The following is a 23,897-nucleotide window of genomic DNA, read 5'->3' on the forward strand; positions in this document are numbered from 1 at the left end:
GCGGACTGCTGGAAAGTCGAGGCGACGGCAAAAGACAAGAGCGAGAAGACACAGCGGCGGATTTTGTGGTTCAGGAAGGACAATTACATTCTCGCGAAGGGCGAATTCTATGACAGGACGGATAAACTCGAAAGGGAACTCTCATGTTCCGATATCAAGCAGATAGACGGAATCTGGACGACTGGAAAAATGTTCATGAAGAATGTAAAAAGCGGACACTCGACCCTTCTGGAAACAAAAGATGTCAAATACAACATTGAGTTGAGCGACAGCCTCTTTACAGTGAGTGCGATTGAGCGGGGGAATGTCCGCTGATGAGTCGCTTTCGCCTTGTGCTTCTTTTTCAGTTTTCATTTCTCATTTTTCACTTTTTTCCCCAGGAAAAAAACTTCTCAGGCTGTCTTTCAACGCTTGCGGGGGCGGCTTTTCCCTATACTGAAAATTCAGGGGATTTCGTGTTGGGCGAAGCAAAAGCTGAAGGGGAACTTTCCGTGTACACAGAAGAAAGTTCCCTGTATGCGAGCGGTTTCCTTCTTTATGATGCGCTAAGAAACCACGCAGACGCTCTGGATTTTGTCAGCGGAAGAGAAAATTCAGGCCTTTCGCTAAAAGAAGCCTGGTTCGACTATACTGCGGATTTTTGGGCTGTCAGAGTTGGAAGGCAGATAAGCGCATGGGGAAAAGCCGACGGCCTTTCCGTCACCGATGTGCTTTGTCCTCAAGATGAAACGCAGTTTGCGGCAAGCACCTACGCAGAAAGCCGGCTGGGAATCAATGCCGTGCGTTTTTCGCTCAAAAGCGGAAGCTACGCCCTTGACGCATATTGCATTCCTTTTTTCACGCCGGCGGCCCTTCCTTTAAGCGAGGAAAGCCCCCTAAAAAAAGTGATTTTTGGAGACGCTGCGTTCAGCAAAGATGACATCATTCTCCCGGAAGTTGCGGTCAAAAACTGCGAGTATGGGGCAAAATTCAGCGCGTATTGGACTCTTTTTGATTTGTCACTCTACGCTTTCTACGGTTTTGATGATGAGCCGCTCGTTTCTTATTCTCTTTCCGAAAATAATTCCCTGAAACTTTCGGGGGAATACGAAAAAATGCTCATGTTCGGCACGGACACGGCAATTCCCATCGGAGAAACTGTTCTTCGCATGGAAGCGGCTTTTTTCCCTGAGCGGAAGTTCGCCGTGAGCGCTCAGAATCAAATCGAAGCCATAATGCAGGGAAAAGACATGGAAAAACGGATAGGGCGCAATCAACTCAAAGCCCTTGCCGGAATAGACTGGATGCCTTCTTCATGGACGATTACAGCGCAGTATTATGCGGACTGTGTTTTTGGCGAAATCGAAAAGATTGAGAGACAGAGCTATGAGCATTGCGCGACACTTTCTGTATCCCGTTCGTTGTTTAATGAGACTCTCGATATTTCTGTGAACGGTATTCTTTCACTGAAGGATTTTGACAGCGTAATTAAAGGAAAGGCCGAATACAAGTTGAGTGACCAAATTACGCTCAACATCGAGGGAGATTTTTTTAATGAAGGAAAAGACGGTAAGACAGGCAGTTACGGAAAATTCAAAGAATTAAGCTGCCTTATTATCGGTGGAAAATATACTTTTTAGAAAAATGGAGGAATAAAAAAATGACTTTACAACTTGGAGACGTTCAGACGACAGCCCTTATTCCGGTTGCGATAAAAGCGAGCGAAACACTCAGAAAAAATGCAAGGATTAAAGACGATGTGGCGGTGGAGATTATCAGGCATCTTGAAATGGACACAAAGCCTTTCGATAAATTCCTCTCCCACGAGGGCGTTGTCGCGCGTACGGTCATGCTCGACTGCATGGTAAAAGATTTTGTGGCGAAAAATCCCGATGCCGTCATAGCGAATCTGGGCGCGGGCTTCGACAACAGATTTTCCAGAGTGGACAACGGTAAAATTAGCTGGTTCGATGTGGACTTGAGCGATTCCATTGCGGCCCGGAAGAAAGTCTTTGACGAGCGGGAGCGGGTGACCATGATTGCGGGAAGCGTGCTTGAAGACGAGTGGTGCGCGCTCGTCAAGGCGGAAGTCCAGAAGAAAAACGCGCCCGTCCTTTTCCTTGCCGAAGGGCTTTTCATGTATTTTTCCATGGAAGAAATCCGCGTATTTCTTTCTATATTAAAAGCGAATTTCCCCCACGGAACCCTTATTGCCGAGCAGAACAATCCTATGATGGTGAAGAATCAGAAATATCACGACACAGTAAAAAGCACAAAGGCCGTCTTTAAAAGCGGCACCTGGAGCGGTCAGGAAATAGCCGACCTGTGCGACGGAATCAACTTTGTGGAAGAACACAGCTTCAACGAAGAGATGAAAAAGCACTCAATCCGAGGCTGGCTCTTCGCAAAAATCCTGCCCAAAATGAACGACCGCTGGGCACGGTTTGAGTGGTAGGGCGGTAGAGGAATAAAAAATGACAAATAGTTCACCAAAACAAAAATCTCCCCTTAGTCGTCTTTTGGGCTTTGCGGGGGCTTATCGGTCGCTCACATTCGTTGGGCTTTTTCTTTCGGCGGTGGCGCAAATCTGCGGCATGGTTCCCTATTTGTGCGTTTATCTTGTGCTGAAAGATTTGATTTTTGCCGCTCCCCGTTTTTCCGATGCCGCAAATATCGCGCGCTACGGCTGGATTGCCTTTGCTTTTGCCACCGGCGGAATCCTGATTTATTTTGCGGCTCTCATGTGCACTCACCTTGCGGCCTTCAAGACGGCATCGAACATCAGAAAGCGGGGCATGGCCCATCTGATGAAAACTTCCCTGGGTTTTTTCGACTCTAACGGCTCAGGACTTTTGCGGAACAGACTGGACAACGCCGCTTCGGAAACGGAAACCCTTCTCGCCCATAATCTGGCCGACATCGTGGGGACGGCCGCCATGTTCATCGCCATGCTCATTCTCATGTTCCTTTTTGACTGGCGGATGGGAAGTGCCTGCCTCCTTGCGGTGGTCATTTCCATCGCCATGCTCTGCACGATGATGGGCGGAAAAAACGCGAAACTCATGACGATTTACCAGGGAGCGCAGGACGAAATGGCAAAGGCCGGAACTGAATATGTGCGCTTGATTCCTGTGGTCAAGGTTTTCCAGCAGACTGTCTATTCATTCAAGGCTTTCAAAGACGCAATCGAAAACTACAGCAGGCGGGCGGAAGAATACACTGACGGCGTTTGCCGCCTTCCCCAGTCGGTCAACCTTACCGTGACAGAGGGAGCCTTCATCTTCCTCGTGCCGGTGGCTTTGCTGCTCGCTCCCCGCGCTCTTTCTGATGGAAACATCGCCTTGTTTGTGACGGACTTTGCTTTTTATGCCGTTTTCAGCGCAATCATTTCGACAACCCTTGCAAAAATCATGTTCGCTTCAAGCGGAACTCTCCTTGCCCAGACCGCTATAAAGCGAATCGACACGGTGATGACGGCTCCTGTTCTCAGTCAGAGCGAAAATCCGAAAATCCCCGACGGAAACAAGGTTGAATTCAATTCTGTCACTTTCACCTACGACGGAGCGAAAATCCCTGCTTTAAGTGGCGTCTCATTCACGGCGGAAAGCGGAGAGACTCTGGCTCTTGTGGGGCCAAGCGGTGGCGGAAAGACTACGGCGGCAAGCCTGATTCCCCGATTCTGGGATGTGAATGAGGGAGAAGTGAAAATCGGCGGCGTGAATGTGAAGGAGATTTCGCAAAAAGTCTTGATGGAAAAAATCGCCTTTGTCTTCCAGAACACGAGGCTTTTTAAAACTACGATTCTGGAAAATGTCCGCGCAGCCCGCCCAAGCGCAAGCCGGGAAGCAGTTCTCTCGGCTCTCCACGAAGCGAGGTGCGACGACATCATCGAAAAACTTCCCGACGGAATCGACACGCAGATTGGAAGCAAAGGCACTTATCTTTCCGGGGGAGAGCAGCAGAGAATCGCCCTTGCCCGCTCAATCCTAAAAGACGCGCCCATTGTCCTTCTTGACGAGGCCACCGCATTCGCCGACCCGGAAAACGAATCCCTGATTCATGCGGCCCTTCACCGCCTTTGCAAAGGCAAAACCGTGATTATGATTGCCCACCGGCTTTCCACGGTCGTCGGCGCGGACAAAATCATAGTGCTCTCTGACGGACGGATTTCTGAGAGTGGCACTCATGAAGAGCTTAAAAAGGCAGGCGGACTCTACGCGAAAATGTGGGCGGACTACAACAAGGCCGCGGAATGGAAGATTTCAAAAGGGGAGGAAAGATAATGTTCACCAAAAACTTCAAGCGAAAATACGCCCTCTCGGACAGAGGCGTTTCAAACACAAAAAAAGGCACTTTCTGGACTGTCATCGTGAATCTCGTGGTGATGGGCGGCATGGGAATCCTCTACTTTTTGATGGAAGCCTTTATGAAAAGCCGCACGGACGGAGAGGCGCTTCCTCCTTCATGGATTTTTCTTTCGGCGGTGGCGGGATTTGTCATCCTTTCTCTTGTGACTCACTTGCAGCAGTACCGCTCGACTTACGGCCTTGTCTACGGCGAAGTTAAAGACATGCGCATTTCCCTTGCTGAGCGGCTCAGGCAGCTTCCCCTTTCGTTTTTTGGAAAGAGGGATTTGGCGGATTTGACGGAAACGATTATGAGCGATGTGAACCGCATGGAGCATGTCTGGTCTCATGTCTTGGGCTACATGTACGGCTCTTATATTTCCACGGTCATTATCGCCCTTATGCTTGCTTTTTACGACTGGCGGCTAGCCCTTGCCTGTCTCTGGGGCGTTCCCGTGGCTTTTGCTCTTCTGTTCGCAAGCCGGAAGATGGCAGAGAAAAACGCGGCGGACGCGAAAAAGGCCAGTCTTGTGGTTTCGGACGGAATGCAGGAGACAATCGAAAACATCCGTGAAATTCACGCGACGAATCAGGAAGAAAAATATCTTTCGGAACTGGACAGAAAAATCGACTTGCAGGAAAAATCTTTGATTCACGGGGAACTTGCCACAGGAATCTTCGTGAACGCGGCAAGCGTCATCATGCGTCTGGGTGTGGCCACCACGATTCTTACGGGAGCGACCCTTATTCTTTCTGGCGGAATCGATTTTATGACGCTTTTCATGTTCCTTCTGGTGATTACGAGAATCTACGCGCCCTTTGACCAGAGCCTTGCCTTGATTGCGGAAGTCTTTTTGTCGGAAGTTTCGGCAGAGCGGCTCATGGAAATCCAGGACGCAAAATCAGCTTCAGGAAGTGAAGAATTCAAGCCTGAAGGACACGACATTGTTTTTGAGGATGTCTCTTTTTCCTACGATGACGGAAAAGTTCTTGACGGCGTGACTTTTACCGCAAAAGAAGGGGAAGTCACAGCCCTTGTAGGCCCAAGCGGAAGCGGAAAGAGCACTTGCGCCAGGCTTGCGGCCCGGCTCTGGGACACGACGGCGGGAACAATCAAAGTGGGCGGAATCGATATTTCTACCGTTGAGCCTGAAACTCTCCTTACGGATTATGCAATGGTCTTTCAGGATGTAGTTCTTTTTGACGACACGGTGATGGAAAACATCCGGCTGGGAAAGCACGGTGCCAGCGATGAGGAAGTCATTCAGGCGGCAAAGGCTGCCAATTGCGATGATTTTGTCTCGCGTCTCCCCGACGGCTACGGCACAAAAATCGGCGAGAACGGGGCGAAGCTTTCAGGCGGTGAGCGGCAGCGCATTTCCATAGCCCGCGCCCTTCTTAAAAACGCTCCCATCGTGCTTTTGGACGAAGCCACCGCCTCCCTTGATGTGGAAAACGAAAGCGAGGTTCAGGGGGCGCTATCAAGGCTTTTGCAGGGAAAAACTGTCCTTGTGATTGCCCACCGCCTGCGCACTGTGGAAGCGGCGGACAAAATCATTGTCTTGAAAGACGGCAAGGTGGCCGAGGAAGGCTCGCCAAATGCCTTGCGGAACAAAAAGGATTCGCTCTTTGCCCAGATGCTCCGCCTCCAAACAGAAGAATCGGCCTGGAGCGTGTAAAAAGATATCCTGCGGTTTTCAAGGATGGCGAGGCGGAGTACTCTTTTATTTTGAGGCAGAAAAAATCCGCTCGCTTTTTACGGCTCTTGCTGAAAAATTCTCCAATGGCGGAATCTGCTTTGACGCGGTGAATTCCAGCGGCCTCAAAAAATCCAACAAGGTCGTGGAAAAAAGCGGCAACAAAGGTGCCCGGCTTGCATTTGCCCTTGACGACGCGAAAAAAGAGCTTTCTTCATGGTCTCCTCATTTTGATGTCAAAGTCGTCCGTTCCCTTGACAAGTCAATCAAAAAGGAAAAATCCATTCCCTTCGGAACCCGTTTCGCGGTGAACATGGGCTTGAAGATGGGCTTCATGCAGTTCGTGGAGATTCGGTTCAGGTAGCGATTCCGAGCAGCTGCCTGTGAAGGCTAAAGGGAGTGAAGAAGATTCACTCCCTTATTTTTTTAATTCGTTGCAAAATTTTTCTATTGCACATTATAATTGAATTCTGTTATCATAGGATAACTTCAGGGCGGGGTGCAATTCCCCACCGGCTGTAAGCGCATTGCGTAAGCCAGCGAGCGACATTCTGATTTTTCAGAATCTGCATGATACGGTGCGAATCCGTAGCCGACGGTAAGTGGCAAGTCCACAGAGTCCGGATGAAAGAAGTAAATCCTTGCCGTGCAATCGGCGGTTTATTCCTTTGCTCTTTCGCCCTGTTGAAGGAGCTTTTTTTATGTCTTTTGAATACAACACAATCGAAGAGGCTCTTGCCGACCTAAAGGCTGGCAAAATCATCCTCGTTTCCGATGATGAGGATCGCGAAAACGAAGGCGACATGATTTGCGCCGCAGAATTTGCCACTCCTCAAAACCTCAACATGATGGCAAGCCACGCCAAGGGCTTAATCTGCATGCCCATGAGCCAGTCTCTCGCCTTAAAGCTGGGCCTTTACCCTATGGTGGCAGAGAACACCGACAATCACGAAACGGCTTTTACTGTCTCCATCGACCACATTTCCACGACCACAGGAATTTCTGCTTACGAACGCTCAATCACGGCGCAAAAATGCATTGACCCCTCTTCCGTTCCAACAGATTTCCGCCGGCCAGGCCACATGTTCCCCCTTATTGCAAAAAAAGGCGGTGTTTTGGTGCGCAACGGTCACACTGAGGCAACGGTAGACTTGTGCCGCCTTGCCGGCCTTAAAGAGTGCGGGCTTTGCTGCGAAATCATGGACGATGACGGCAAGATGATGAAAGGCGAGAAACTTCAAAAAATGGCAAAAAAATTCGGCTTCAAGTACATCACGATTAAGGCCCTGCAGGATTACTGCCGCGTAAACGAAAAGCATGTAATCCGCGAGGCAAAGGCAAAACTTCCAACCGAATACGGAGAATTCGACATCTACGGCTACATAAACGACATCACGGGCGAGCATCATGTGGCTCTGGTTAAGGGCGACCTTACCGACGGACGCGATGTTTTGTGCCGCGTCCACTCAGAATGCCTTACAGGCGATGTCTTTGGCTCACGAAGATGCGACTGCGGCCCCCAGCTCCAGGCCGCAATGAAAAGGGTCAACGAGGAGGGCAGGGGAGTAATCCTCTACATGAGGCAGGAAGGCCGGGGAATCGGCTTAATCAACAAGCTTAAAGCCTACAAACTGCAGGAAGAGGGCTTGGACACGGTGGAGGCGAATGTAAAGCTGGGCTTCAAGCCTGACCTGCGTGAATACTGGATTGGTGCCCAAATTTTGCGTGACCTGGGCTGTAAATCCCTGCGCCTGCTCACAAACAATCCCGAAAAAATCTACGGACTGGACGGCTTCGGCCTTAAAGTAAGCGAACGGGTTCCCATCGAAATCCCCGCGCAAAAATACGACGCCTTTTATTTACGCACAAAGCGTGATAGAATGGGACACATATTCAATGAGGAATTAGAAGTTAGAAATTAGGGGAGGGGGAAGTCTCCCCCTCGCTTCAAAGCGTTGCTTTTTCGCTACCCCCTCTACGGGGGCAAGCCCCCGTAACGCCCCCTTTTTCTGACTACAGGAGAATATCATGAACGAAATCAACTTAATTGAAGGAAAACTGGTCGCCCCACAGGGCATGAAGGTGGCCATTGTCGCAAGCCGCTTTAACGAAATCATCGTCAACAAGCTGCTTGGAGGTGCGGTGGACGGTCTTGTCCGCCACGGTGTTGAAGAAAAGAACATCACTGCCGTCTGGGTTCCGGGAGCATTTGAAATTCCTGTAATCTGTGACAAACTTGCCGCAAGCAAAAAATATGACGCCGTAATCGCCGTGGGTGCTGTAATCCGAGGCTCAACCACACATTACGACTATGTTTGCGCCGAAGTCTCAAAGGGCGTGGCGCAGGCCAGCTTCAAGAACGGCGTACCGGTTCTCTTCGGCGTAATCACCACAGAGAACATCGAGCAGGCAATCGAGCGCGCTGGCAGCAAGGCCGGCAACAAGGGCTACGACTGTGCTTTGGGCGCAATCGAAATGGCAAACCTCATGAAACAGCTGTAAGATTCTGTCGAAATGATGTGTGCATAATCTGTGACGAAAGTTTTTCTTTGTGGTAAAATCTGATTATGCGCATAAAACTTGAAGACTTACATAAATCATATATCTCAGAGAACGACGGGAAAAAAAGCAAAATCCATGCGGTTGACGGTGTTTCTCTGGATATTCCTGAAAACACTATTTTCGGCATCATCGGAAAAAGCGGTGCGGGAAAGAGTTCTCTCATGCGGCTGGTGAGCCTGCTTGAAAAACCTGACAGCGGGGCAGTTTACTACGGAGAGGAGCGGGTGGACAATCTTTCCAAAAGGGATTTGATTTTTCAGCGCCGAAAGACCGGCATGATTTTCCAGAATTTCAATCTTCTTTCTTCAAGAACGGCTGGGAAAAATGTCGCCTATCCTCTTGAAATCGCCGGCTGGCCTAAAGCAAAAATCCTTCCCCGCGTAAAAGAAATGCTAAGCCTTGTCGGCCTTGAAGACAGAATCAACGCGCCTATAAGCACTTTAAGCGGAGGTCAGAAGCAGCGTGTGGCCATTGCCCGCGCCCTTGCCACAGAGCCAAGCATTCTTTTCTGTGACGAGGCGACCAGTGCCCTTGACCCCAACACCACGCGGCAAATTCTCTCCCTTATCAAAGAAATTCAGCAGAAGATGAACCTTACGGTTGTCATGATTACCCATCAAATGGAAGTCGTGCGGGATGCCTGTGAGAATGTGGCTGTCGTTGAGAACGGTCATGTCGTTGAGTGCGGAAGTGTAAAAGATATTTTCACCAATCCAAAGACTCAGACTACCAGAGATTTTATCAAAAATATCGCTACCGAAGGTGCAAAGCGGGAAAATGGAGAAGAGACGATAAAATGGTCTCGTGAGAGCGGCTCTTTTATCCTTCATTTTGTGGGAAGAGCTACCGAAAAACCGATTCTCAGCATGATGTCCAAAGAATTTGATGTTACTTTCAATATCCTTGCGGCGGGAATCAGCCATGTGCAGGGCGAGGAAGTGGGCTACATGGAAGTTGACATAGTCGGCAAAGACGAGGAAATCGCTCGTGTCGTTGAATGGCTTGAGCAGAACGATGTAAGGGTTCAGAAGAAATAGGACGCTGATTTTAGGAGATTTTTATGGAACAGATTTTGATTCTTGTGGGAACTTCAACGCTGGAAACCCTTTTAATGGTCTTTTTCTCTACGATTTTTGCCATTCTCATAGGCTTTCCCCTGGGAGTTCTTTTGAATGTCACCAACAAATACGGCATCACGCCCAAAGCGGGCTTTAATCTCGTTTTGAGTAGAATCATTGATGTCTTGCGCTCTTTCCCTTTCGTTATTTTAATGATTGTGCTTCTTCCCCTTACGCGCCTGATTTTAGGAACGGCAATAGGAACGGCGGCAACGATTATTCCCCTTTCCATTGCGGCGGCTCCCTTTGTGGCGCGAATCACGGAGACGGCTCTTAACGAAGTTGATCCGGGGGTAGTGCAGGCGGCCCGCGCCATGGGCTCAAGTAACTGGCAGATTATCTACAAAGTTCTTGTCCCGGAGGCAATGCCTTCCGTTGTTTCGGGAATTACCCTTACGGTCATCAATTTGGTGAGTTATTCTGCAATGGCAGGAACTTTGGGCGGCGGCGGCCTGGGCGATTTGGCAATCCGCTACGGTTACCAGCGTTTCCGCACTGATGTTATGATTGCTTCTGTGGTGGTCATTATCATCATGGTGGCTCTCATTCAGTTTGCGGGAACAAAGCTCACGAATCGAATGCTGGCAAAACGATAGTTGACACAAATTTTATTTCGTTGTATAACTACAAACATACCAAGTTACTAGGTAATAAACTAAATTTTAGGAGCATAATTATGAAAAGAATCCTTTCATTCGTTGCAATTGCTTTGGCTGCAACATCAGTTTTCGCTCAGAAAGCGCTTAAAGTGGGCGCAACGCCTGAGCCTCATGCGGCAATCCTCAACCTCGTAAAAGACGATTTGAAGGCAAAGGGAATCGACTTGCAGGTCGTTGAGTTCACTGATTATGTCACTCCCAACGATGCAGTTGAGTCTGGCGACATTGACGCCAACTACTTCCAGCACATTCCTTATCTTGAGTCTTTTAACAAAGAAAAGAATTATCATCTCGTGAATGCGGCGGGAATCCATGTTGAGCCGGTCGCTTTCTACTCAAATAAAATCAAAAAACTTGCCGATTTAAAGAAAAAGGCTACAATCGCAATTCCTAACGACCCGACAAACGAAGGCCGTGCCCTTCTTCTTTTGCAGGAAGCCGGTCTTATCACATTGAAAGAAGGTGCTGGAATTACGGCAACTCCTCTCGACATCAAAAAGAATCCGAAAAAACTCAAGTTCAAGGAAATCGAAGCGGCTTCACTTCCCCGTGTTTTGGGCGATGTTGACGGTGCTGTAATCAACGGAAACTACGCTATTCCGGCAGGCTTGAGCGCAAAGAAAGACGGTTTGTTCGTGGAAGGCTCTTCTTCTCCTTATGTAAATGTCATCGCCGTAAAAGCTGGCAATGAAAACAAAGAGGAAATCAAGGCCTTAATCGAAGCGATTAAGAGTGAGAAAGTCAAGAATTACATTTCTGAACGATACCCCAACGGCGAAGTAGTCGTGGTATTCTAGGATTAAGAAAGGATAAAGACTGATTCCCCGCTTTTTGTGGAAAGAAACTCAAAAAGCGGGGATTTTTCTTTTAAATGAAGGCGGCTTTTGCCGTTCCCAGAGTGATGTCCACCTCATTTGAGAGAATTTTGTAGTAAATTGATGAGCCCTTTGTGAGTTTTTTTAAATAAGACTTCGTTCGCTTTAGGACTTTGTAGGTTTTGAAGAATGAACTTCCGTTACAGGCAATGCAAATTGGCTTTTCTTTGCTTGATTCTCCGCACTGTATAAGCGCCGCATTTATGACTGCCGCGGCAAGTTTTGCCATTCGTTCGACAAGCGCATCAAAGATTTGGAAGAGAATCTTGCAATCTTCTTTTGTTGCTTTTTCTGAATCAAACATTTCTGAATAAATCCCTTTTTTATTGTCGCTGTTTTCGAGGAAAGAACTGACTTCAATCAGGGAAAGTGACTTTTTGTTAGAAATTGACTTGCTGAATTCCTGAGATAATAAACCTTCTTTTGCGGCAAAGTAGAGCGTTTCCAGAGCCAAAGGACCAATGTATGCGCCAGAGCAAAGTTTTTCGAGAGGGGAAGAGCCGGGTTTTACGCTTTTTTCGTCCATTATGATGTCAAAATCTGAATTCTTAAAACCGCCGAATTTTGCGCTTTCACAGACGACGATTTGCCGTTTTAGATTGTATGCTGAGTTTTTGGGCTGGACATAGGCGCAGTTCATGCCTGTTCCGAGGATGAATCCAATATAAGAAGAATAATTACCTTTGCCTGCCCCAGCCAGAAGAGCAGAGACTGTGTCATTCAAAAGAAAGATTTTTACTTCGTTTTGCCAGCCATCGTCTTTTAGGGCTTTTTTGAGTTCTTCACCGATGGTACAGCCAACTACTTCGGGAGCCTTTACTTCCTTTGAAAAGTTTGTAAGGATTCCGTCGTGATTTTCAGTGATTGTCATTGCGTAAGAAAAACAGAAACAAATTTCGCTGCATTTGTCCCTAAATCGCCGGATGTTTTTGGCAATTTGAGCGAAGAAGTCTTTTTTGCTGAGTTCTCGCTCTGTGCCAGGCATTTTTGTTTTTTCAAAATCTGAGAAGACGGCCTTTCCGTTCTTTTTAAAAGTGACGAGGGAAGAACGGAAATTTGTGCCACCCGCATCAATGACGATGACAGATTTTTCGTGAATTTTGATTTCAGATGGATCAAAATAAGTTGGAATCATGTCCTGATAAGATTTTTTGCCAGAAAGTCCTTTATCCATGTCGGATAGAATGTCTTTCGTGAGCGCATTTAAATCCAAATCAAGATAAAACCCATGTTGCGCCAAGAAATTTTTTACCGTCTGATTCATTATTGCCCCCGCTTTGTTGAATGCTTATTCTTTTACGGCTCCAACTGAAACACCGCTAATGATGTTCCGTGATAAGAATAAGTATACGATGATAAGCGGAACGATTGCAAGACAGATAATCATGTAAACCTGACCCATATCAAACTTCTGATAATCTGCGTTTCGGAGTTGTGCAATCAAAATCGGAATCGTCTTCTTCATTTTGCTGTTGATTACAAGAGCCGGAATGAAGTAGTTGTTCCATGAGCTGACAAATGCAAAAATTGCCTGAACTGCGATGGCCGGCTTCATAAGCGGAAGAACAATCTGATTAAATGTTTTGAATTCCGGACAGCCATCGATTCTTGCCGCTTCAACGATGGAGTAAGAAAGGGTCGCCGTCATCGCCTGATACATGTAGAAAAATACGACAGGCGAGGCAATTGCCGGAATGTAGAGGGCTGCCAGCGTATCAATCATTTTAATTTTGATAAGGAGCTGGATAAAGCCAAGGGAAGAGACCTGAGTCGGAATCATCATGATGGCGAGGATTGTCTTGAAAGCCGTGGCTCTGCCCTTGAATCGGTACATGTAAATTCCATAAGCGGTCATTGCGGAGAAGTATGTTGTGAGTAAGGCCGCCATACAAGAAACGAAAACGCTATTGAAAAGAGAGCGGAGTATCGGCATATTCGGGTCTGTGAGGAGTTTTCGCAGGTTTTCGAAGAATGACACGCCAAAAATGGCAGAAAATCCTCTCTGAATTTGGGCATGGTTTCTCGTAGAGTTGACCAGCAAGATGAAGAAAGGAAACAATGATGCAATGGTCAAAAACAGAAGACAAAGATAAACAAAATTTCTTTTTATAAATGCAAATCGTGTGCCTACCATATTATTTTCGTCCTCCAGTCATATTTTTGTATTTATTCATAGTCATAGAGTAAATGCTGAAGCTGAACACGCAGGTAATGAAGAAAGTGATGACTGAGACTGCGCCCGCCATACCGTAGTTCTTGCTTGCAAGGTGTTTGTTCAGGTACATGATAAGGGTCATGCTCGTGCGGTTGGGGTTTCCTTCTCCGTTGGTTAAAATCTGTGGGACATCGAACATCTGGATGCCACCAATAAGACTGGTAATCAAAACATAGATGAAAATCGGCATGAGCATAGGCATGGTGATTTTAAAGAAAGTCTGGAATGGATTCGCGCCGTCAATTTTTGCCGCTTCATAAATGCTTTCGTCTATTCCCATGATGCCTGCCATGAGCAAAATCGTGGTGTTTCCGTACCACATGAGGAAGTTCATTGTAGCGACAAGACCACGGGTCCAGTTTTTTGAACTCAAGAATCGGATTGCCTCGTCAGTGAAACCGAGTCGGAGTAAAATACTGTTCGCCGGACCGTTGTCGGAGAAAATCGTAAAAAAGAGCATTGCAAATGCAGATGCCATAATCAGGTTTGGCATGTAAATGACAGTTTTGAAGAACTGCTGTGCCTTGATTCGTAATTCTGAACTTGTGAACCAGACTGAAAGCAAGAGCGAAATTACAATCTGGGGAATAAAACCTGCCATCCAGATAACGAAAGTGTTTCCGATGTAGCGGAGAATATCGCTTTTGAAGACCGCGACGAAATTAGCTAGTCCCACGAAACGAGGACCAATCTGCTGAAGACCGTCACGATAATTTTCGAACAAACTGTTCGCAAATGTTGAAATCAGAGGGATAAGCGAGAATATCGTAAAGACGATAAAAAATGGCGCAATGAAAAAATATCCCCAGCGGTTGTAGTCAAAAGCCTTTGTTTTCTTTTTTGTTTCTGTCTTTTTTGTATCGTTCATAGTAATCCTCTCAAATCACTCTGATTTCCCCCGAAAAAATTCGGGGGAGTGTCTTTTATTTCTTAAGACGCGGATAGAGTTCCTGAATTGAGGTATAGAAGTTTGCCCATGCCTGATCAAGTGAAACTTTTCCGTTGAAATAATCCTTCATGGCAGACTGAATCTTCTCGCTCATGCCCTGATCGTACTGAGTGATGCAGCTCTTGTCGATGCTTTTTGCAGAGTCCAGGAAGAATTTGATGTGGTTCTGACCGCCCAAGAATGGATTCTGATAGTCGCTTGCGGCAACCGCTTCCATTGCAGGAATATTGTTGGTGAAATCACCTGATTTTTTAGCGATTTCTGTCATGACTTCTGCGTCACAAGTGAGTGTTTTGAGGATATCGCGGATAATTTCGATGTTATCGCTGCCCTTTGCGCCACAAATCCATGTGCCACCCCAAGAGAAGCCCTGTGGACCTTTACAGAATGCCCAGTCTCCGTAAGAGCCGTTTCCGAGTTTTTTCTCTGCGTTCTGGTCATTCAAAGAACCAGGAGCCATAACGAAGTCGATGAACCATGCTGGTCCGAAGTAGCCGAAAACCTTTCCTTTGCCGCCCATGCCCTGAGTGCTTTCTGCGCTCCAGAGAGAAGCCTTGTTGTTATAGCCGTTTTCTGTGAATTCTTTTGTCTGTGCAATCCATGACTCAATCTGCGGGTCAATAATGATTTTGTCTTCTACAACCCAAGGCTTTGTCATGTTGTCGCTGAATGCGCGGAATGCGTCATCATAACCAGAAAGCATGAAGTATCCCTTTTTCTTTGCTTCTTTCGCGACATCATTGAATTTCTGCCAGTCAGAGAGTGCTTTGCCTACTTCATCTGGATTGTCTGTGCCGAGAACATCTTTCGCGATTGAGCGGCGGTAGATGAATCCGCCCGGACAAGCCTGCCAAGTAAGGCCTTTAAGATTTCCTTTTGAATCGGTCATGATATCTTTTGTGTATTTGTATTGATTCTTGATATCTTCCTGGGTGATTCCCAAATCTTTAATGACATCAAGGGTGAAGTCTGTGTTGACATATTTGAGGGCATAGTCTGCTTCAACGAGGAAGAGATCGATTTTCTCGTCATTTGGCAGAGAATCCTGTCGCATAAGTGCCTCATCAAGTTTGTTCTGATAAGCATTATCCTGATTCGGTGTTATAATCCAGTTGACTTTTACATCTGCCGGAAGCTTTGAAGCATAATAGGTGTTGAAACGCTCTTGAAATTCAGTATTCCATACATAGATGTTCAATACTTTTCCAGACTGTGCAACATCTGCTTTTTTTTCAGATTTGCATCCAGTGAGTGCCATCAAAGCCGCAATAGCTGCTGCAGCTGCAAGAATTTTTTTCATACATTCCTCCTTTTTTTGTATGAGTCTAAGTCCGAATACTAGGCAAAAATATCAATAAATTTGAAAAAATAACAAAAATATGGATAAATTTTAGTATTCGTTTAAGAAAAGCTGTTGTATAATTCTAGTATCACTCTGTTTTGCAAAAAAGTCAAAAGAATATGGAAATACAAAAGGAACTTGCAAAAGTTGAATTCAAAAACCGCGAATATCTCGTAAATCATATTTCTTATGACCGCGAAATGGCTTTTTATCAGGCAATTGGAAGCGGCAACATGGAAGAAATGAAGCGGCTTTTTATGCCTCTCAATGTAGAAGGTTTCGGAAAGTTGAGCGATAATCCACTCAGGAATCTTAAATATCATCTTATCATAACGGTGGCCATGATTACCCGTTATGTGATTGAATCTGGCCTTGAGATGGAAGCGGCCTATAATCTGAGCGACATCTATATCCAAAAAATTGATGTCTGCAACAGTTCCGAGGAAATCCGCAAAATCCACGAGGAATTGTGCGAGGCTTATGTTCGGCGAATGCAGGATCATAAACAGCGAAAGCTCTATTCAAAGCCTGTCTCGCAGTGTATTGATTTCATCTATAACAATTTGCATGAAAAAATCACACTTGAGGATCTGGCAGAGGCTTCAAGCATGAGTTCTTCTTATATCTCAAAAATTTTCCATGCAGAAGTTGGGATTACTATCGCCCAGTATATTCAGAAAAAGCGGGTTGAGGCGGCAAAAAACCTGCTGTCAATTACGGATTATTCTGTCAGCGATATCTCAAATTACCTTCAGTTCAGCACCGAAAGTTATTTTATCAGCGTCTTCCGAAAATTCTGCGGAATTACGCCAAAAAAATATAGGGAAGTTCATTATCGGGCTAATCTTCCCCGCAAAGAAAATTAAAATAAGCCTGCAAGGAGTTTTTATGGATTTTCAGAGCATCATTCGCGAATCAGCAGGGCAGGGCATTGTTCTTCTTAAAAACGAAAAAAATATGCTTCCTTTGGGGGAGTCGGACTCGATTTCTGTTTTCGGGCGATGTCAGGTTAACTACTATAAAAGCGGAACTGGCTCCGGCGGCTCGGTTCATGTTCCTTTCAGCGTGAATCTCCTTGACGGTTTTGAAAATCTCAAAAAGGAAGGATTTAAAATCCCAGCTCTCAATCAAGAATTAATCCAAGTCTACAAAAATTGGATTAACGAACATCCCTTTGACAGCGGAAACGGCGAATGGGCCAGCGAACCTTGGTGTCAGGTGGAAATGTCCTTGAGCGATGAGCTGGTAAAGGCGGCGGCGGCAAAATCCAAAAAAGCAATCTTTCTTATCGGAAGAACGGCTGGCGAAGATCAGGATAACAAGGCGGAAGAGGGGAGCTTCTATCTTACCAAAACAGAAAGGGAAAATTTACGGAAAATCTGCGATTCTTTTGAGGAAGTCTGCGTGATTCTCAATGTGTCTAACATAATCGACACTTCTTGGCTTGAATCAGAAGAATTTTCCGGTCACATCAGGGCTTTGCTTTATTCATGGCAGGGAGGAATGCAGGGCGGACAGGCTTGTGCCGACATCCTTTGTGGCAAAAAATCCCCCAGCGGCAAGTTGAGCGACACAATCGCTTTCAAACTTGAAGATTATCCTTCCACCAAAAATTTCGGAAGCGCGGAAGATGAAGTTTACGAAGAGGATATTTTCGTGGGCTACCGTTATTTTACGACCTTCGCGAAAGAAAAAGTTCAGTTTCCCTTTGGATTCGGACTTTCTTACACGACTTTTACGCAGGAAGTTCAAAAATACGATTTTGATGAAGAAAATCTCTACCTCGAAGTTAAAGTCACTAATTCGGGAAGCAGGACTGGCGCTGAAATCGTGCAGGTTTATGCTGAGTGTCCTCAGGGAAAGCTGGGAAAGGCGGCCCGTGTTCTCTGTGATTTTGCAAAAACAAAGGAACTTGAGAGCGGAAAGAGCGAAATCGTAAAAATCTCTTTCCCCGTTAAAAACCTGGCCTCATACGATGATTCTGGTGAGAGCGGAAATGCCTATTCATATATCCTTGAAGAAGGAATTTATTCCCTTTATTTGGGCAGTGATGCCTTGCACGGCGAAAAAATCCTTTCAAAAAACGGAAAAATTGCTGACGGCAGTGAATTCACGGTGACGAAGACGAGGGTACTTGAAAAACTCAGCCAGTGTTGCGCTCCCCAAAAAGAATTTTCCCGTTTAAAGGCAGGAAATCAAAAATCTGACGGCGGATTTGAGCTTCTTTCAGAAAAAGTTCCCCTGAGTCAGGAAAATCTCGGTGAAAAAATAAAGGCCAATCTCCCAAAAGAGCTCGGCCATGCTGAACTTGTTTCAGCATCTAACCCTGCAAAAATCCAATTCCCCGATGTGGTAAAAAATCCTGCCCTTATCGATGAATTCGTCGCCTCGCTTTCTGACAAAGAACTTATGACTCTTGTGCGGGGTGAGGGCATGATGAGCCGGAAAGTCACGGCGGGTCTGGCATCGGCTTTTGGAGGAATCAGTCAGAGCCTTCATGACAGGGGAATTCCGGCTGTTGCCTGCTCTGATGGCCCTTCTGGAATCCGCATGGACAACGGAAAAGAAGCAAGCCTTGTGCCAATCGGAACACTCCTTGCCTGTACATGGAATCCAGCCCTTGTGGAAGATTTGTACGAGGCTCTTGCAAAAGAGATGATTTCAAAAAATATCGATGTTTTGCTGGGGCCGGGCTGTAATATCCACCGAAGTCCGCTGAATGGCCGCAATTTTGAATATTATTCGGAAGACCCTCTTCTTTCGGGAAAAATGGCGGCGGCAATGTGCAAGGGGCTTGCCCGTTCTGGCGGCATTGGAACTATCAAGCATTTTGCCCTCAATAATCAGGAATCCCACCGCCGTACCGAAAATTCCGTGGTTTCAGAGCGTGCCCTTAGGGAAATTTATCTTCGTCCATTTGAAATTGCCGTCAAAGAAGGAAATGCCCGCGCCGTGATGACTTCATACAATGGCGTCAACGGTCACAAATCGGCGTCAAATTTCGACCTTAACACTTCAATTTTGCGGAAAGAGTGGGGCTTTACTGGTCTCGTGATGACGGACTGGTGGGCGGCCATGAACGATTGCGAAAAAGGCGGGGAAGCCAGCGGCAGGAACATGTCCTATATGATTCGGGCCAGAAACGATATTTATATGGTTGTCGTAAATGACACGGCAGAATCAGGCGGCTTTGGCGACAATCTTCCTGAGGCTTTAAAAAACGGCTCTCTTATGCGCTCTGAATTGCAAGTTTGCGTAAAAGACATTCTTCTTTTTATCACAGAGACCTATGCCGCTCATGTGCCTCTTCGTCCATTAAAATCAGAAATCACTATTTCGACAGTGCTTGATTCTGTTCCCGCTGGAGTAAAAATCTATGCTCCCGAAGAATATGCCACGGATTCCGCCCTTTCAGGGGACATGTATTTTGATGTCCCTGAAACGGCAAGCTATGAGGTTTTCGGCGGATTTATCAAGGACGGCGGCGATACACTTTCCCAGTCGATTTCAAATGTCCTGATTAACGGCGAGTCTGTAGGTTCATTTGAGTGCCGCAGTACCAACGGCGTGACCATGTATTCTGTAGCGGTTCAGCTTGTACTCAAAAAAGGAGTTTACAAAATCAATCTGGAACACACAAAGCCCGGAATTCTCGTGCAATGTCTCTGCCTGCGCCGAGAGCGACTTTCACCGATTTCGTCTGGCGAGTATGAGTAAGAGGGGAAAGCTAGATATATATTTTATTTTATTGATATTTTTCCCAAAAAAATGTTAGTTTAGCCTTCCGACTAGAGCCTATAATATGCCTACTATTGAAAAAGTAGGAGGTATACATGAAATACGGTTATTTTGACGACGAGGCTCGTGAATATGTGATTACCCGCCCGGATACGCCGGCTCCCTGGGCAAATTATCTTGGATCGCCTGAGTACGGTGCCATTATTTCTAACAATGCGGGCGGCTACAGTTTTGCGAAATCAGGAGCAAATGGCCGGCTTTTGCGCTATGTCTTCAACAATTTTGACCAGCCGGGCCGCTATATTTATATCCGCGACAATGAAAACCGTGATTTTTGGTCGGCTTCATGGCAGCCGGTGGGAAAAGATTTAAAATCCTACAAAAGCGAGTGCCGTCACGGAACGGCTTACACGAAAATGCTTGCTGATTATGAGGGAATTCACTCAGAGGCTTTGTATTATGTTCCCCTTGATGCTTCCTATGAAGTCTGGAATCTTAAAGTCAAAAATACTTCTGGGAAAAAACGCACTCTTACGATTTCGGGCTATGCTGAATTCACCAACAATTCTAATTACGAGCAGGATCAGGTGAATTTGCAGTATTCGCTTTTTATCGGACGGACTTATTTTGAGAAAAACCGGATTATGCAGGCCGTTCACGGAAATCTTGCCGATGTGGAAAAGGACAAGCCGGTGGACAATAAAATCGTCACGGAGCGATTCTTCGGCTTAGCGGGAAGCGATGTGGCTTCTTATTGCGGTGACAAAGAGGAATTTTTGGGCGCATACCGCTCTTACTCAAATCCTCTGGGAATCGAAAGGGGCGACTTGGGAAACAAACTTTCTTACAACGAGAATTCCTGCGGCGCTCTTTCTGCGGAAATCTGCCTTGAGGCCGGGGAAGAAAAATCAATCGCCTTTATCGTGGGAATGAAATATTCTGACGAGGCTGAGAAAATCATCGCAAAGTACGCTGATGTGAAAAAAACTTGCGAGAAAGAGCTTTCTGAGCTTAAAGCATGGTGGCACGGTAAATTCGAGAATTTCCAGGTCAAAACTCCCAGTGCTGAATTCAACACCATGATTAACACATGGAACGCCTACAACTGTTTTATGACCTTTATCTGGTCTCGCGCGGCCTCCTTCATTTATTGCGGCTTGCGAAACGGATACGGTTACCGGGATACGGTTCAGGACATTCAGGGCGTGATTCATCTTGCGCCAGAAATGGCTCTTGAAAAAATCCGTTTTATGCTTTCGGCTCAGGTGGATAACGGTGGCGGACTTCCTCTGGTAAAATTCACCCACAAGGCGGGGCAGGAAGACACTCCCGATGACGCAAGCTATGTCAAGGAGACAGGCCATCCGGCTTACCGGGCAGACGATGCTCTCTGGCTTTTCCCCACGGTCTATAAATATGTCGCCGAAACAGGAAACCTGGCTTTTATCGATGAGGTGATTCCTTTCGCCAACAAGGATTCTGGCACGGTTTACGAGCATTTGAAGAGGGCGATTCAGTTCTCTATGGAGCGATTAGGGCCTCACGGTCTTCCGGCGGGTCTTTACGCTGACTGGAATGATTGTCTCCGCCTGGGAAAAAACGGCGAGTCTTCTTTCGTTGCCTTCCAGTATTACTATGCCATGAGCGTAATCAAGTATTTTGCATCTTACAAAAATGACACTGATTATATCGCTTTCATCGACCGTTCTCAGACTTACTTCAAAAAACTCATGAATGATTTGTGCTGGAACGAAGACCGCTTTATCCGTGGCTTTACCGAAGCGGGGGAAACTATCGGAAAGAAAGGCGACCCGGAGGCAAATCTCTGGCTGAATCCTCAGAGCTGGTCTGTCATTTCGGGCATGGCCACAAAAGAGCAGGCAGAAAAGGCTTTGGATTCAGTGAGCAAGCAGCTCAACACTCAGTACGGCGCGGTTTTGATGGATCCGCCTTATCATTCCCACGCTTTCGACGGAGCTTTGGCTGTAATTTACAATGCGGGCGTTAAAGAAAACGCGGGAATTTTCTCCCAGACTCAGGGCTGGATTATCCTTGCCGAGGCTTTGAGCGGTCACGGAAAGCGGGCCTTCCAGTATTTTATGGAAAACGCTCCTTCTGCACAAAACGAAATGGCAGAAATCCGAAAGCTGGAGCCTTACTGTTACGGACAGTTCACCGAGGGAAAGGCAAGCCCTCACTTTGGGCGCAGCCATGTTCACTGGCTTACGGGAACGGCCTCAACCGTCATGGTGGGCTGTGTGGAAGGAATTTTGGGCATGAGACCGGACTTCGGCGGCTTACGGCTGGCACCGTCAATCCCCGGCGAGTGGAAGTCTTTCGAGGCAGAAAAAACTTTCCGAGGCAAAAAGCTTAAAATCCGGGTGGAAAATCCAAATGGAAAGGAAAGCGGCTGGAGCGAATTCTATGTGAACGGCGAAAAACAGGCCGACAACTATGTGAGCGAAAAGCAGCTGACCGCCGTGACCGAAATTAAGCTGGTAATGTAGGAAATCTTATGAACGCGCCTTGTGATGGGCGCGTTTTTGTTCGTATTGGCGTTCATCGGCTTTTTTGAGCAGGGTGGCTAAGTCGTAGTTTTCTGAAGCGAATGAAACCATGCCCAAGCTGATTGAAAGGGTGAAGGGAGCATTGCTGCTCTTGTTGTAGCTCTCGCTTTCGGATTCCAGGCGGGCGCAGAGCTGAAGGAAGCCCGATTCGTTCAGGTTGGGGGCGACAATGGCAAATTCATCGCCTCCCATGCGTCCGATTATGTCTGAATCGCGGAATACTTTTTTGAGGACGGAAACTTCTGCCACAATTGCGGCGTCTCCCATGTCATGGCCAAGCTCGTCGTTGATTTTTTTGAGATGATCCATATCGCCGTAGATGACGGCTCCGGATTCCTTCTTTTCTCTGGCATTTTTGATAATTCGCTCGGCATATTTCATGAATCCGCCCCGGTTGAATACGCCTGTAAGGGAGTCGGTGACGGATGCGGCTTTAAGATTTTGGTTTGCGTCAGCCAGTTTTTTAGTTTCCTTGTCTTTGAGGGAAAGAAGGCGATTTGAGGCGAGGGCTATTCCCGTTGCGCTGAAAATAAGCTCGTACATTCTCGGCTCAATGGCTCCCGGCGTGTAAGCCACATAGCCGTATTGGAATGAAGTGTTAAAGAGGCTTGAAACCACCACGGACTTTCCTTCCTCAAAGGAAAATCCCTCTGGAATCATCTGTTTGCGGGGATTCGTTACCGCAGATTCAAGATTTTCGTAATAATTGTGACCGGAAAAGGCAATCAAAACCTTTGCTGAGTCGGGAAGCTCAAAATCATCGTTTTTTCCGTAATAAATGGGGTCGTCGTAAAGGCAAATCACACAGGAGTGGATGCCGTAATCCCGCAGATTTCGAATCAATAGCAGTTTGAATTCAGTGAGGGAAAGAGAAGCCTGCATTTCCTGCAAGAAAAAGTGAAAGTGGGCGATGACTTCCTTCCGGTGAAGAATAAGCTCTTCTGTGTCGAATTTATTTTTCATTTCTTCGAGATTCTGGCTCTTGGAGCAGCCGCAGGATTCCCGGTAAAAGACGATTGATGGAACTGAGCAAATTTCTGCCTGCGAAGCCGGATTTTTAAACTGTTTTTCCAAAAATTCGCCCGCTTGAAAGGCTTGGAGGGAAATCTGCTGGTCAATGCTTGTGAGTTCCGGATTTGAATAAAGGCAGCGTTTTTGGTTGTCGAAACCCGTGACCGCAACTTCTTCGGGAACGGAAATGCCAAGTTCCCTAAGGTAGGCAATGCAGCCAAAGGCAAGGTCGTCGCTGCAAGTGACGATTGCGTCAAAGTAGACATCTTCTTTTTTGGGGCAGAGATGGGAAAGGCTTTCCCGCGAGTCTTCGTATGTGTAATCGGCGTAAATGATTTTTGACTCGTCGAGGGCAATTCCTCTTTCCTGCAAAAATTCCTCGTAAGCCTGCCTTCGCAGGATAATGTCCACCGAAGTGGAAAGGGGAAGCATGAGGACTATGTTTTTTTTGCCGTGGACATCCGCCAGATGACGAAGAAGTTCTTTGAATGCGGCTTTGTTGTCGGAAATCACGCTGAAAACATCGGGGATATGGGCGCCAATGCTCACGAGAGGCACATAGGAAAATTCTTTGACCAGCGAGGTCCGCTTCGATTCGGGAGCGTTCTGACAGTAAGTATTCGTGGCCAAAAGAATTCCGTCGATGTTCTTTTTGGTGAGGAGCTTGCAGGCGGCATAAAACTGATAATCGAAAGAGCCGTGGCTCCAGTTCTTGCCGCGGATTATGAAGACAAAAAGCTGATGCCCGTACTTCTGACAGTAACGCTTTGCGCCATCCACCATGAAAGTGAAATAGTCTGAGTCTAAGTCCTGTACCAGCAAGGCAACTTTTTTCATTT

At 46.7% G+C, this 23,897-nt stretch carries 19 protein-coding genes and 1 riboswitch; of the genes, 14 read left to right on the forward strand and 5 right to left on the reverse strand.

The features are described 5' to 3' along the window. The 11 genes from B2089_RS00135 to B2089_RS00185 form a co-directional block, all read left to right on the forward strand. A partial coding sequence (locus B2089_RS00135; RefSeq protein ID WP_296685252.1) for an outer membrane lipoprotein-sorting protein occupies positions 1-315 on the forward strand: 315 nt, incomplete at its 5' end. Further along, entirely contained in the window at positions 315-1,619 is a 1,305-nt protein-coding gene (locus B2089_RS00140; RefSeq protein WP_296685254.1) for a DUF1302 family protein, read from the forward strand. The genes B2089_RS00135 and B2089_RS00140, both read left to right, overlap by 1 nt. Positions 1,620-1,639: 20 nt before the next feature. Beyond that, positions 1,640-2,434, forward strand: coding sequence for a class I SAM-dependent methyltransferase (locus tag B2089_RS00145; RefSeq protein WP_296320896.1), 795 nt, complete (start codon positions 1,640-1,642; stop codon positions 2,432-2,434). A 19-nt stretch (positions 2,435-2,453) separates the two neighbouring features. Beyond that, positions 2,454-4,262 carry an ABC transporter ATP-binding protein gene (locus tag B2089_RS00150; RefSeq protein WP_296320899.1) on the forward strand — a complete coding sequence of 603 codons (1,809 nt, stop codon included), beginning with the start codon at positions 2,454-2,456 and terminating at the stop codon, positions 4,260-4,262. Further along, a complete protein-coding gene (locus B2089_RS00155; protein WP_296320902.1) occupies positions 4,262-6,004 on the forward strand; it encodes an ABC transporter ATP-binding protein in 1,743 nt (580 codons plus the stop codon). Before B2089_RS00150 ends, B2089_RS00155 begins: the two co-directional genes overlap by 1 nt. Positions 6,005-6,131: 127 nt before the next feature. Further along, complete coding sequence (locus tag B2089_RS00160) at positions 6,132-6,386, forward strand: hypothetical protein (protein WP_296320905.1); 255 nt, start codon at positions 6,132-6,134, stop codon at positions 6,384-6,386. A gap of 117 nt (positions 6,387-6,503) precedes the next feature. Beyond that, a riboswitch (FMN riboswitch) is annotated at positions 6,504-6,662 on the forward strand. A 61-nt stretch (positions 6,663-6,723) separates the two neighbouring features. Further along, positions 6,724-7,944, forward strand: coding sequence for a bifunctional 3,4-dihydroxy-2-butanone-4-phosphate synthase/GTP cyclohydrolase II (locus tag B2089_RS00165; protein ID WP_296320908.1), 1,221 nt, complete (start codon positions 6,724-6,726; stop codon positions 7,942-7,944). Positions 7,945-8,050: 106 nt separating this feature from the next. Next, positions 8,051-8,524: a 6,7-dimethyl-8-ribityllumazine synthase gene (gene ribE / locus B2089_RS00170; RefSeq protein ID WP_184661095.1), complete on the forward strand. Its 474-nt coding sequence runs from the start codon at positions 8,051-8,053 to the stop codon at positions 8,522-8,524. 65 nt (positions 8,525-8,589) lie between these two features. After that, positions 8,590-9,621, forward strand: a complete 1,032-nt coding sequence (locus tag B2089_RS00175) for a methionine ABC transporter ATP-binding protein (RefSeq protein ID WP_296320911.1) — start codon at positions 8,590-8,592, stop codon at positions 9,619-9,621. A 23-nt stretch (positions 9,622-9,644) separates the two neighbouring features. After that, on the forward strand, positions 9,645-10,298 hold the full coding sequence (locus B2089_RS00180) for a methionine ABC transporter permease (RefSeq protein ID WP_296320915.1): 654 nt from the start codon (positions 9,645-9,647) through the stop codon (positions 10,296-10,298). 80 nt (positions 10,299-10,378) lie between these two features. Further along, the gene (locus B2089_RS00185; protein ID WP_296320917.1) at positions 10,379-11,158 is read left to right on the forward strand and encodes a MetQ/NlpA family ABC transporter substrate-binding protein; all 780 of its coding nucleotides are present in this window, start codon (positions 10,379-10,381) and stop codon (positions 11,156-11,158) included. Between the two features lie 70 nt (positions 11,159-11,228). Here the strand turns inward: B2089_RS00185 and B2089_RS00190 are convergent, their stop codons facing one another. The 4 genes from B2089_RS00190 to B2089_RS00205 are packed head-to-tail and all read right to left on the reverse strand — an operon-like array spanning position 11,229 to position 15,700. Further along, on the reverse strand, positions 11,229-12,500 hold the full coding sequence (locus tag B2089_RS00190) for a hexokinase (protein WP_296320922.1): 1,272 nt from the start codon (positions 12,498-12,500) through the stop codon (positions 11,229-11,231). A gap of 24 nt (positions 12,501-12,524) precedes the next feature. After that, complete coding sequence (locus tag B2089_RS00195; protein WP_296320926.1) at positions 12,525-13,370, reverse strand: carbohydrate ABC transporter permease; 846 nt, start codon at positions 13,368-13,370, stop codon at positions 12,525-12,527. A gap of 1 nt (position 13,371) precedes the next feature. Continuing rightward, positions 13,372-14,319 carry a carbohydrate ABC transporter permease gene (locus B2089_RS00200; RefSeq protein ID WP_296320929.1) on the reverse strand — a complete coding sequence of 316 codons (948 nt, stop codon included), beginning with the start codon at positions 14,317-14,319 and terminating at the stop codon, positions 13,372-13,374. Positions 14,320-14,374: 55 nt separating this feature from the next. Further along, on the reverse strand, positions 14,375-15,700 hold the full coding sequence (locus B2089_RS00205; RefSeq protein ID WP_296320934.1) for a carbohydrate ABC transporter substrate-binding protein: 1,326 nt from the start codon (positions 15,698-15,700) through the stop codon (positions 14,375-14,377). Positions 15,701-15,861: 161 nt separating this feature from the next. Here B2089_RS00205 and B2089_RS00210 point away from each other — a divergent pair, with 161 nt between their 5' ends. From B2089_RS00210 to B2089_RS00220, 3 genes are all read left to right on the forward strand, one after another. Beyond that, on the forward strand, positions 15,862-16,608 hold the full coding sequence (locus tag B2089_RS00210) for a helix-turn-helix transcriptional regulator (protein ID WP_296320937.1): 747 nt from the start codon (positions 15,862-15,864) through the stop codon (positions 16,606-16,608). Between the two features lie 22 nt (positions 16,609-16,630). Then, positions 16,631-19,459, forward strand: coding sequence for a glycoside hydrolase family 3 protein (locus B2089_RS00215; protein WP_296320940.1), 2,829 nt, complete (start codon positions 16,631-16,633; stop codon positions 19,457-19,459). 116 nt (positions 19,460-19,575) lie between these two features. After that, on the forward strand, positions 19,576-21,987 hold the full coding sequence (locus B2089_RS00220) for a GH36-type glycosyl hydrolase domain-containing protein (RefSeq protein WP_296320943.1): 2,412 nt from the start codon (positions 19,576-19,578) through the stop codon (positions 21,985-21,987). 6 nt (positions 21,988-21,993) lie between these two features. On the opposite strand, the gene B2089_RS00225 is transcribed toward B2089_RS00220, so the two are convergent. Beyond that, positions 21,994-23,895 (reverse strand): GGDEF domain-containing protein, encoded by a 1,902-nt coding sequence (locus B2089_RS00225; protein ID WP_296320948.1) that lies wholly within the window; start codon positions 23,893-23,895, stop codon positions 21,994-21,996. Positions 23,896-23,897: the final 2 nt, after the last annotated feature.

It is taken from the genome of Treponema sp. UBA3813 (assembly GCA_002368605.1).
GTDB lineage: Bacteria > Spirochaetota > Spirochaetia > Treponematales > Treponemataceae > Treponema_D.